Source organism: Streptomyces sp. NBC_01454 (assembly GCF_036227565.1).
GTDB lineage: Bacteria > Actinomycetota > Actinomycetes > Streptomycetales > Streptomycetaceae > Streptomyces.
In genome coordinates this window covers 584038-594903 of the sequence record NZ_CP109460.1, presented here as the reverse complement: position 1 = coordinate 594903, position 10866 = coordinate 584038, and the positions used below count along the sequence as shown (strand labels likewise).

General features: G+C 73.0%; 10 protein-coding genes and 1 pseudogene. 2 read left to right on the top strand and 9 right to left on the bottom strand.

The window, feature by feature from the left end; all coding sequences use genetic code 11:
- Window positions 1-6 precede the first annotated feature (6 nt).
- On the bottom strand, window positions 7-1164 hold the full coding sequence (locus tag OIU81_RS02195) for an ROK family protein (RefSeq protein ID WP_329143210.1): 1158 nt from the start codon (window positions 1162-1164) through the stop codon (window positions 7-9).
- Window positions 1165-1287: 123 nt separating this feature from the next.
- Here OIU81_RS02195 and OIU81_RS02190 point away from each other — a divergent pair, with 123 nt between their 5' ends.
- Window positions 1288-1725, top strand: coding sequence for a hypothetical protein (locus OIU81_RS02190; RefSeq protein ID WP_329143208.1), 438 nt, complete (start codon window positions 1288-1290; stop codon window positions 1723-1725).
- 76 nt (window positions 1726-1801) lie between these two features.
- On the opposite strand, the gene OIU81_RS02185 is transcribed toward OIU81_RS02190, so the two are convergent.
- The 5 genes from OIU81_RS02185 to OIU81_RS02165 all read right to left on the bottom strand — a co-directional run bounded on the left by OIU81_RS02185 (window position 1802) and on the right by OIU81_RS02165 (window position 7236).
- Window positions 1802-3160 (bottom strand): MFS transporter, encoded by a 1359-nt coding sequence (locus OIU81_RS02185; RefSeq protein ID WP_329143206.1) that lies wholly within the window; start codon window positions 3158-3160, stop codon window positions 1802-1804.
- A gap of 1 nt (window position 3161) precedes the next feature.
- Complete coding sequence (locus OIU81_RS02180; RefSeq protein ID WP_329154852.1) at window positions 3162-4040, bottom strand: alkaline phosphatase family protein; 879 nt, start codon at window positions 4038-4040, stop codon at window positions 3162-3164.
- A 299-nt stretch (window positions 4041-4339) separates the two neighbouring features.
- Entirely contained in the window at window positions 4340-4897 is a 558-nt protein-coding gene (gene mug, locus OIU81_RS02175) for a G/U mismatch-specific DNA glycosylase (RefSeq protein WP_329143204.1), read from the bottom strand.
- 10 nt (window positions 4898-4907) lie between these two features.
- Entirely contained in the window at window positions 4908-6350 is a 1443-nt protein-coding gene (gene purB, locus OIU81_RS02170; protein ID WP_329154850.1) for an adenylosuccinate lyase, read from the bottom strand.
- Window positions 6351-6465: 115 nt separating this feature from the next.
- Window positions 6466-7236: an SGNH/GDSL hydrolase family protein gene (locus tag OIU81_RS02165; RefSeq protein WP_329143202.1), complete on the bottom strand. Its 771-nt coding sequence runs from the start codon at window positions 7234-7236 to the stop codon at window positions 6466-6468.
- A 171-nt stretch (window positions 7237-7407) separates the two neighbouring features.
- On the opposite strand from OIU81_RS02165, the gene OIU81_RS02160 reads away from it, so the two are divergent.
- The gene (locus tag OIU81_RS02160; protein WP_329143200.1) at window positions 7408-8031 is read left to right on the top strand and encodes a TetR/AcrR family transcriptional regulator; all 624 of its coding nucleotides are present in this window, start codon (window positions 7408-7410) and stop codon (window positions 8029-8031) included.
- A 108-nt stretch (window positions 8032-8139) separates the two neighbouring features.
- Here OIU81_RS02160 and OIU81_RS02155 read toward each other — a convergent pair.
- The 3 genes and pseudogenes from OIU81_RS02155 to OIU81_RS02145 all read right to left on the bottom strand — a co-directional run.
- Window positions 8140-8308: pseudogene (locus OIU81_RS02155) on the bottom strand (FAD-dependent monooxygenase); the annotation flags it as partial.
- A 163-nt stretch (window positions 8309-8471) separates the two neighbouring features.
- Window positions 8472-9491 carry a hemolysin family protein gene (locus tag OIU81_RS02150; protein WP_329143198.1) on the bottom strand — a complete coding sequence of 340 codons (1020 nt, stop codon included), beginning with the start codon at window positions 9489-9491 and terminating at the stop codon, window positions 8472-8474.
- The gene (locus tag OIU81_RS02145; protein ID WP_329143196.1) at window positions 9488-10831 is read right to left on the bottom strand and encodes a hemolysin family protein; all 1344 of its coding nucleotides are present in this window, start codon (window positions 10829-10831) and stop codon (window positions 9488-9490) included. The genes OIU81_RS02150 and OIU81_RS02145 overlap by 4 nt, the downstream gene beginning before the upstream one ends.
- Between the last annotated feature and the right edge of the window lie 35 nt (window positions 10832-10866).

The window sequence follows — 10866 nt, the reverse complement described above, 5'->3', positions numbered from 1 at the left end:
CGCGCCTCACTGGCGACTCGTCACCGTGCCCTGTACGGCGAAGAGTTCGCCCTCCACGTGGTCGAGCGCGAGCCGCAGCGCCCCGGTGGCGACCGCCGCCTCGCCCAGCTGCGACAGGACCACCTGCGGCGGGCGCAGGCAGTAGCGCGCCAGCTCCTCGCGCAGCGGCTCCAGTACACCGGCCAGCCCCGCAGCCCAGCCGCCGATCACCACCAGCTCCGGGTCGAGCGCCAGCACCAGGGCCGCGACATCGTGCACCAGCCGCTGGAGGAAGCGGTCCACCGCGTCCCGGGCCTGCGCCGCGCCCTCCCGCGCCGCCGCGAAGACCGCCGCGACCTGCGCCTCGTCGAGGGGGTGCAGCGGCGTTCCGGTCGTCGACAGCAGCTTCTCCGGCCGTGCTTCACGGCCGAGCAGATGCAGCGCGCCGATCTCTCCCGCGGCGCCGCCGAAGCCACGGTGCAGCCGCCCGCCGATGAGCGAACCGGCCCCCGGGCTGAGCCCCGCCAGCACGAAAACGATGTCATGGGAGCCGGTGGCCGCGCCCTGCCAGTGCTCGGCCACCGCGGCGGCGTTGGCATCGTTCTCGACCAGCACCGGGCAGCGGAAGGACCGCCGCAGCCGCTCGCCCAGCCGCAGGCCCGTCCAGCCCGGCAGGGCGGTGCTCAGCCGTACGGTGCCGTCCGCCTCCACGATGCCGGGGCCGGCCACGCCGACGGCGCGCAGCGCACTGCGCGGCACGCCCGTGCGGTGCAGCAGATCGGCGACCACGGCACGCACCCGCTCCAGTCGCTCGTCGGCCGGTGCGGCCGCCGCCACGGGCCGTTGTGCGCTCTCCAGCACCCGGCCGCCCAGATCGGAAAGCAGTGCCGTGACGCGGTGCGCGCCGATCTCGATGCCCAGCAGATGGCCGGCCTCCGTGCGGAACCGGAACCGGCGGGCGGGCCGTCCCTGGCGGCGCGCCGCACCCGTCCCGGCGGCTGCCTCGGCGACCAGACCGGCCGCGATGAGCCCTTCGACGACGCCCTCGACCGTGGGCCGGGACAGTCCGGTGGCCCGCACGAGATCGGTGAGCGTGGGGGAGTCCGCGGCGCGCAGCGCATGCAGCACCACCGTGGAGTTGATCCGTCGCAGCAGGGACGGGTCCCCGCCGGTGAGCCGCCCCAACGTCCGTCTCCCTCGCTTGCCGTGTGGGCGGATGGTAACCGGCCAGGGGGTGGGCGGCGAGTGCCGCGAGCGCGGTCCCGCCCGGGGCGGTCAATTGTCAGACCCGGCCGGTTTACTGGGGGCATGACGCTGGATGAGCAGCTGAGGGCCGTCGACCTGTTGTGCGTGCGGGAATTCCCGGCCGCGCGGGTCCGTTTCGCCCTGACCGAGAGCGGGCCGGGCTTCCACATAGCCGCGCTGCGGACCGGCCGGGATTTCTGGGACGCGGACCTCGCCGAGGTGGCGGAGGCCGAGGAGGAGTTCGCGGACGGGCTGACGGCGCTGGTGCAGGCGCTGTCCTTACGGTGGGGGCCGCCCGAAGTGGTCGATCTCAGCGCTCATTTGGACCGGCAGGCGCAGGGCCTGCCGGTCCGCCCGCCGCTCGACACGCTCTGCGGATACGTCCCGCGGGTGCACGGCTGGCGGGTGCGGGGCCGGTGGATAGGCGTGGGGGTGGGGCAGGGCGGTCCGGAACTGCCCTTCCAACTGGTGGTGGCGGTGGAGGAGGAGCGGGTGGCGTAGGCGGGGGGTGCGAGGGCATGGACGAGGGAAGCACGGCATCTGCCGTCCCCAGCGGCGGCTTGCTCTTTGCGCAGCGTCACGCTTCACGGTCCGGGGCATGACGCGGCGGGCGGACCGCATCCCCGGCGGACGCGGCCTGGCGAGGAAGAGCGGGAGCCGGGGCCGGGGTGGCGCGGTGCAGCAGGCGGGCGCTCAGGGCCGCGGCGAGGGCGAGGCCGAGGGCGGCGGCCAGGATGGCGGTGTGCTCGCCCCAGGCGGTCCAGGCGGCGCCGAAGGCGAGCGAGCAGACGAAGCGGGCGGCGGTCTGGCCGGTCTGCACCAGGGCCAGACCGCTGCCCCGGACCTCCTCGGGCACCGCGTCGGCGGTCGCGGCCGCCAGCACCCCGTCGGTCGCCGCGTAGAAGGCCCCGTGCAGCACGAGCACGGCACAGACCAGCAGCGGGCCGCCGGCGAGCGGCGCCGTCAGCAACCCGTAGGCGCACAGCAGCGCCAGATGCCCGGCCAGGAACAGCCGCCGGCGGCCGAGCCGGTCGGCGACCGCCCCCAACGGCACGGCCAGCAGCAGGAACGCCGCGGCCGTGCCCAGCGGGAGCAGCGGGAACCACCCGGCCGGCAGATCCAGCCGTCGCTGCAGAGCCAGATAGAGGAACGAATCGCTGACGGTGGTCAGCCCCAGCAGCACCGCACACCCCGTCAGCCGGCGTACCTCCGGCCGGCCCAGGAGGGCGCGCACCGGCATCCGCGGCCGGGCCGGGGCCCGTTCGCCGGTGCGGCGGGCGGTGTCCCGGGCGCGGCCCGGGACGAAGAGCACAAGAACGACCACGCCCAGTACGGCGATGCAGAAGCTGACCGTGAACACCGCGTCATAGCCGTCCGCGGCCGCCCTCAGCAGCAGGAACGCGACCAGCGGCCCGCCCAGTGCACCGGCCGTGTCCATCGCCCGGTGCACCCCGAAGGCCCGCCCGCGCACGGCCGGTTCGGCCGCCAGCGAGATCATCGCGTCCCGTGGGGCGGTCCGCAGCCCTTTGCCGGTGCGGTCCACCGCCAGCACCGCGCCGATCAGCGGCAGCGAGTGCACCATCAGCAGCAACGGCTTGCAGAGGGCGGACAGCCCGTACCCCACCGCGGCCACCGTCTTGTGACCGCCGCCCCCGCCCCGGTCCGCCACCCGCCCGCCCACCAGCCGCACCAGCGCGCTCACCCCGTTGTAGACCCCGTCCAGCACACCGAACCCCAAAGGGGACAGCCCGAGTTCGGCGACCAGATAGAGGGGAAGAACCGCCGTGATCATCTCCGAGGAGACATCGGTGATCAGGCTCACGGTGCCCAGGACGAGCACCGTGGAGGGCAGCGCGGCCACGGTGCGCCGCACCCGAGCGGGACGCCGGACCTCCGCCGGAGTGGCGGCGGCGGACGGGCGGTCGGCGAGATACACGTCAGCTTGCCCAGATGCCGCTGATGTCCTTGGCGTCGGCGGCCTTGCCCGCATGCGCGGTGCCGTACATGTCCTCCAGGGTGCGCAGCACGTCGTAATGGTTGTAGGTGGTGGCGGAGGTGGCGCCCGGCTTCACCGGCTGGCCGTACAGCACGGTGGGGATGCGGTTGCCGCTGAGCCGGTTGTCCTCGTCGAAGGTGAGCAGCAGCAGGCTGTTGTGGGTCCGGGCCCAGTCGGCGTAGCTCTTGAGGTGGTTCTTCAGCCAGGTGTCACCGCTGGACACCGAGCAGTCGTGCATGTCGCTGCACAGGTTCGGCACCACGAACGACACCGTGGGCAGCTTCGAGAAGTCGGAGGGGAACGCGTCGAAGGTGTGCGCCGAGCTCGTGGGGACATTGCTGAAGCCGAACCACGGGTTGTGCTTCTGCGCGTAGGTGCCGCTCTTGCAGGTGGTGGAGCCGTCGGACGGCAGCGACTCGTTGTAGCTCGCCCAGGACTTGCCGGCCGCCGTCACCTCGGAGGCGAGGTTGGGGGCGGTGCTGAACCCCGGGTCGACGCAGCTGTCATCGGTGACGCCCTGGGTGTCCCCGGAGAAGAGGGCGTAGTAGTTGGGCTGGCTGGGATGGGTCTCGGCGTAGGAGGCGGTGAGACTGGCGCCCCCGGAGGCCAGGGAGTTGATGTACGGGGCGCTGGAGCTGCCGATGACCTGGCCGTAGGCGTGGTTCTCGAAGACCACCACGACCACATGGTCGGGGGTGGGCACGGCGGCCGCGGCCGGTTCGGCGCCGAAGCCGTCGCCGGCCCAGATACCGAGGCCGGCGGCGGCGAGGCCGAACGCCGCGGCGAGCGCGCCGGCCCTGTGGCGGCGCGAGCGGCGGATGGGGGAGGAGGGGGAAGCCGAGGGGAAAGCCGAGGGGGACGGAGCAGGCACGGGAGCCTCCGTACGGGAGAGGTGGGGGGCGTGAGCGGCGACAGCGTAGAGCTGTCACCGTGGCATGTACACGCCTATCGGGTGACGCGGGGCGGAACAGCGGCCGAGCGGCCGGTGCCGCCGGTCACGGCCGCCCGGGTACGAGGCCCGCCGGACACCGCCATGCGGTCACCCAGCCCTCGGAGTACCCCGTCCCGACACGCGGCGCGCCCCGATCCCCGGCCTCGCACCCGCCCCCCCCGGGTGTCTCAGCCGTCGTCCTCCGTTGCGAACGCCGCGGCGCGCAGCCGCCCGTACTCCTCCGCCAGCGTCTGCGGCGTCCAATGGGCGTTCAGCCCGCTCGGGTTGGGCAGCGCCCAGATGCGGGTGTCGCCCAGGGTGCGCGGCTGCGGTCCGATCGCGGCGCGCTTGTCGTCGAAGGCGAGGCGATAGGCGGTGACACCGGCGACCGCGAGCCAGCGGGGCCGCAGCCGGGCCACCTTCTCGGCGAGCAGCCGGCCGCCCTCGCGGTACTCCTCCGCGCTCAGCTCGTCGGCCCTGGCGGTCGCCCGGGCCACGACATTGGTGATGCCCAGGCCGTGCGCGAGCAGCTCTTCCTGCTCGTCGGGCCGCAGCCGGCGCGGCGTGAATCCGGCGGCGTGCAGGGCCGGCCAGAAGCGGTTTCCGGGCCGCGCGAAGTGGTGGCCGGTGGCCGCCGTCATCAGCCCCGGGTTGATCCCGCAGAAGAGCACGCGCAAGCCGCTCGCGGCCACGTCCGGGACGAGGCGGTCGCGAGCGGCTGCCAGCTCTTCGGGAGAGAAACGCATGGCGGTCGCGTCAGAGGATGGCGCCCGGCGTGTACGCGGCGGCCTGCGGGTGCTGCTCGGTGATCTCCTCGATCCGGGCGACGACGGCCGCCACCTGGCCGGCCGCGGCGCCGGTGAAGGAGAGCTTGTCCGCCATCAGCGCGTCCAACTGGGCCTTGTCCAGCGGGATCCGCGCATCGGCGGCCAGCTTGTCCAGCAGCTGGTTGCGCTCCGCGCCCTGCTCGCGCATGGCCAGCGCCGACGCGACCGCGTTCTCCTTGATCGCCTCGTGCGCCTCCTCGCGGCCCACGCCGGCCCGCACGGACGCCATCAGCACCTTCGTCGTGGCGAGGAAGGGCAGATAGCGGTCCAGCTCACGGGCGATGACGGCGGGGAAGGCGCCGAACTCGTCGAGCACCGTCAGGAAGGTCTCCAGCAGGCCGTCGAGCGCGAAGAACGAATCCGGCAGCGCGACCCGGCGCACCACGGAGCAGGACACATCGCCCTCGTTCCACTGGTCACCGGAGAGCTCACCGGCCATCGAGGCGTAGCCGCGCAGGATCACCATCAGGCCGTTGACGCGCTCGCAGGAGCGGGTGTTCATCTTGTGCGGCATCGCCGAGGAGCCGACCTGGCCGGGCTTGAAGCCCTCGGTGACCAGCTCGTGCCCGGCCATCAGCCGGATGGTCTTGGCGATCGACGACGGGGCGGCGGCCAGCTGCACCAGCGAGGTCACCACGTCGTAGTCCAGCGACCGCGGGTAGACCTGTCCGACGGAGGTGAAGGCCTGGCCGAAGCCGAGGTGTCCGGCGATCCGCTGCTCCAGCTCGGCGAGCCTGGCCGCTCCGTCCGGGCCCCCGCCCAGCAGGTCGAGCATGTCCTGGGCGGTGCCGACCGGGCCCTTGATGCCGCGCAGCGGGTAGCGCGCGAGCAGGTCCTCCAGCCGGGCGTAGGCCACCAGCAGTTCGTCCGCCGCGGTCGCGAAGCGCTTGCCGAGCGTCGTGCTCTGGGCGGCGACGTTGTGCGAGCGGCCGGCCATCACCAGCTCGGCGTGCTGCGCGGCCAGCGAGCCCAGGCGGGCCAGCACGGCCACCGTACGGTCGCGCATCAGCTCCAGCGACAGCCGCACCTGGAGCTGCTCGACGTTCTCGGTCAGGTCGCGGGAGGTCATGCCCTTGTGGACCTGCTCATGGCCGGCGAGGGCGTTGAACTCCTCGATGCGCGCCTTGACGTCGTGCCGGGTGACCTTTTCGCGCTCGGCGATGGAGGCCAGGTCGACGTTCTCCAGGACCCGCTCGTAGTCGGCCGGCGCCTGCTCGGGGACCTCCACGCCCAGGTCCTGCTGCGCGCGCAGCACGGCGAGCCACAGCTTCCGCTCCAGCTTGACCTTGTACTCGGGGGACCACAGCACAGCCAGCTCCGCGGAGGCGTAGCGGCCGGCCAGGACATTGGGGATGCGAGGCTTCGCAGACACAGCAGTCACGTGGTCAGAGTCTACTGGCGGTTTACGCAGGTCGGCGCCCCGGTCCCGGCTGTGCTTTCCTCCAAGCCGAGAGCCGGGCGCCGGGGCCGGCCGTGGCGGCCTCCCGTCAGCCCTCGTACGGCAGCAGCTCCGGCCGCTTGGCCGGCCGGCCGTCGCCCGAGGACCGGCCGGTGAGCCGCCGCCCTATCCACGGCACGAGATGCTCGCGCGCGAACCGCAGATCCGCCGTGCGCCGGGCACCCCAGCCCGGCGGTGCGGCGCTGGGCAGCGGGGCGTCCCAGTCGGCCCCGGCCGGCAGCCCGAGCGCCTGCCACACGGCCTCCGCCACCCGGCGGTGCCCCTCGGCGTTCAGATGCAGCCGGTCGTCGGCCCACAGCCGCGGATCGGACAGCGCCCGCGACCCGTAGAGGTCCACGACCACCGCCCCGTGCCGCGCGGCCACTTCGTCGAGGTGCGCGAACAGCTCCTCCATCCGCGGCCGGAAGCGCTCCAGCACCGGACCCTGCCGGCCCGGACTGCGCATCAGCACCAGCTGGCCGCCGCCTCTGGCCAGCAGGGCCGCGCCCTCCTCGAACCGCGCGCAGACCTGCGCCACGTCGCACCGGGGCCGCAGGACGTCGTTGAGTCCGCCCACCAGCGTCACCAGATCGGCGCCCATCGAAGCGGCCGGGCCGCACTGCTCGTCGGCGATCTGGCCGATGAGTTTGCCGCGCACCGCGAGATTGGCGTAGCGGAAGCCGGGCGAGGAGGCCGCCAGCCGGGCGGCGAGCAGATCGGCCCAGCCGCGGTACGAGCCGTCCGGCAGGCCGTCCGACATGCCTTCGGTGAAGCTGTCGCCGACCGCGACGAAACTGGTGTAACGGGCATTCATCTCCATGGCGCGGTGATCCTACCGCCCGGCGTACCGCTCGGTATGTCGAGGTCCCCCAGGAGCCGCCCGGCGCCCGCGGCGTACGGTCTGGCTGTCGTTCGCACGGCGCGACCGACCGGGAACGATCGGGAACGAACGGCAGACCAGCAAACCGGCAAATGGGCAGGTGGCAGCGCGATGACTCCCCGCCGGGGCGAGGGCTCCGACGAGCCGACGTTCACCGAACGGGCCCGCCGCCGGCAGCTGATCGACGCCACCATCGACCTGATCTCCACCCGCGGCCATCCCGCGACCTCGCTCTCGGCGATCGCCGAGCGGGCCGGGCTGTCCAAGGCCGCGGTGCTCTACCACTTCTCCTCCAAGGACGCCCTGACCCGGGCCGCGCTGGAGCAGGTGCTGGCGGAGTTCGGCGCCCATGTCGCCGAGCGGCTGGCGCGGGCGACAGGTCCACGGGAGGCGATCGTCGCCTACGTACGGGCGATGATCGGCTACCAGCAGGCCCACCGCCGCCAGGTACGGATGATCACCGAGATGCTGCTCGACGACGCCGGCGGCACCCGGCTCAAGAACCCGGGCTCGCACGACACCCACGGCCGGCTGCAGGCCCTCGCCGAACTGCTGACGGAGGGTCAACGGGCGGGTGTCTTCCGGGAGTTCGACGCGCAGACGGTGGCCCTGGCGATCGGCGGCGCGATCGACGGGGTGATCGCGCACTGGCTGGTGCACCCGGACTACGACCTCGACGCCGCGACCGCCGAGGTGGAGAGGTTCACCCTCGACGCGATCGAGCGCCAGGACTGACCCGGGCGAAGCCGGGGGCGTGCTCGGGGCGGATGCCGAACCCGCCCAGATGGCGCAGGTCGCCCAGCACGACCGTGGTGGTGCCGATCTGTGCCCGCATCTCGCGGATCCTGGCGAACGGCAGCCGCGCGAACTCCTCGCCGAGACCGAGTTCGTCCAGCAGCCGCAGGGTCGAGGGATGGACGGTGTCCCCCCGGAAGTCGCGCAGGAAGTCACCGTGCTTCTCCAGCACGGTCATTTCGGCGCCTGCCCTGGCCAGCAGCAGTCCGAGCATCATTCCCGCGGGTCCGCCGCCCGCTGTGCAGCACGTGGTGCGCTCCCTACCCTGCCCCCTCGTCGCGTACGGGTGCGAGGACGGCCGGCGCCGGCGCGGGAGCGTCTGACCGATCGGTCAACAATCCAACCGATCGGTCAGGCATCGGATATGGCGCCCCCGCCCGTCAGGCCGGGGGCTGTTGCAGCACCAGCTCCCGGAGCACGTCCTCCATCGTCACCAGCCCGGCCAGCCGTCCGTCGTCGCCGATCACCGCGGCCAGATGGGTACGGGAGCCGCGCATCGCCGTCAGCACGTCGTCCAGCAGCGTCGCCGCCTTGACGCGGGCGATCGGGCGCAGCGCCGCCACCGGGAACGGCAGTCGGCGGGGGGCGGCGTCCAGGGCGTCCTTGACGTGCAGATAGCCGAGGATGCGCTCGGTGTCGTCGACGACGGGGAAGCGGGAAAAGCCGGAATCGGCGGCCAGTTGCTCCAGCTCCTCCGGGGTGATCCCCATCCGCGCGGAGACGACCCGCTCGACCGGCAGCACCACGTCCCTGACCGGGCGGCGGCCCAGCTCCAGGGCGTCCCGCAGCCGCTCCTGCGCCCGTTCGTCGAGCAGCCCGGCGGCCCGGGAGTCCTCGACCATCTTCGCGAGCTGGGCGTCCGAGAACGTCGCGGCCACCTCGTCCCTGGTCTCCACCCGCAGCAGCGTGAGGAGTCCGTTGGCGAGCGCGTTGATCGCGAAGATCACCGGGCGCAGCGCGCGGGTCAGCGCGACCAGCGGCGGCCCCAGCAGCAGCGCACTGCGCACCGGTTCGGCCAGGGCGACGTTCTTCGGCACCATCTCGCCGAAGAGCATGTGCAGGTAGGTGGCCAGCGACAGCGCGATCACGAACGAGATCGGCTGGTTCAGCGCGGACGGGATCCCCACCGCGTGGAACACCGGCTCCAGGAGATGGGCGATGGCCGGCTCGGCGACCACACCCAGCACCAGCGTGCACAGGGTGATGCCCAGCTGGGCGGCCGCCAGCAGGGCCGAGACGTGCTGCAGCCCCCACAGCACACTGGCCGCCCGCCGGTCGCCACGCTCGGCGAACGGCTGGATCTGACTGCGGCGCACCGAGATCAGCGCGAACTCGGCGCCCACGAAGAAGGCGTTGACGACCAGCGTCAGCAGGCCCACGAACAGCTGTAGCGCGGTCATCGGCCGGCCTCCGTGTCCCGCTCGTCGGTACTGCCGGGCAGCGGCGCGTGCAGCAGCACCCGCGCGGCGCGGTGACCGGTGGCGTCGAGCACGTCCATGGACCAGCCGGCCACCTCCAGGCTGTCGCCGGATACGGGTATCCGGCCCAGCGCACTGGCGACCAGGCCGGCGAGGGTCTCGTACGGGCCCTCCGGCAGCCGCAGGCCGATCCGTTCCAGCTGGTCGGTGCGGGCGGCGCCGTCGGCCTGGTAGAGGGCGCGGCCCTCGGCGTCGGCGCCGGCCGGCGCCAGGTCGGGGGTCTCCATCGGATCGTGCTCGTCGCGGACCTCGCCGACGACCTCCTCGACGATGTCCTCCAGGGTCACCACTCCGGCCGTGCCGCCGTATTCGTCGATGACCACGGCCATCGTGCGCTTGCCGGAGAGCCGGTCCAGCAGCCGGTCCACGGTCAGCGTCGTGGGGACGAGCAGCGGCTCGCGCACCAGCTCGGAGACCGGATGGCGGGGGCGGCGTTCGGCCGGGATGGTCAGCACGTCCTTGATGTGTGCCACCCCGACGACGCTGTCCAGGCTGCTGCGGTAGACCGGGAAGCGGGACAGCCCGGTCGCCCGGGTTGCGTTGGCCACGTCCTCCGCGGTGGAGTGCACCTCCAGCGCCATCACCTGCACCCGCGGGGTCATCACGTTCTCCGCGGTCAGATCGGCGAGGTTGAGGGTACGGACGAACAGCTCGGCGGTGTCGGCCTCCAGCGCGCCCTCCTCGGCGGAGTGCCGGGCCAGCGCCACCAGCTCCTGCGGGCCGCGCGCCGAGGCCAGCTCCTCGGCGGGCTCCAGGCCCATCCGGCGGACCATGCGGTTCGCGGCGTTGTTGAGGTGGCGGATCAGCGGCCGGAAGAAGGCGCTGAAGCCGCGCTGCGCGGTGGCGACCCGCTTGGCGATGGCCAGCGGGCTGGAGATGGCCCAGTTCTTCGGCACCAGTTCGCCGATGACCATCAGGACGACCGTGGAGATCGCCGTACCGAGCACCAGGGCCAGTGAGTCCGCCGCCGAGCGGGGCAGACCCATCGCGTCCAGCGGTCCTGCCAGCAGGGTGGCGATGGCCTTTTTGGACAGCATGCCGATGACCAGGCCGGTGACGGTGATACCGAGCTGGGCCCCGGAGAGCTGGAAGGTGAGACTGCGGACGGCCTTCAGGGCGCTGTCCGCGCCCCGCTCGCCGCGCTCGACGGCGCGTTCGAGGTCGCTGCGCTCGACGGTCGTCAGCGAGAACTCGGCCGCGACGAAGACTCCGCAGGCCAGGGTCAGGAGGAGCGCCACGCCCAGAAAGAGCAGGTCGGTCATCGAGTCACCTCCGTCCCATGATCGAGCAGGATCGG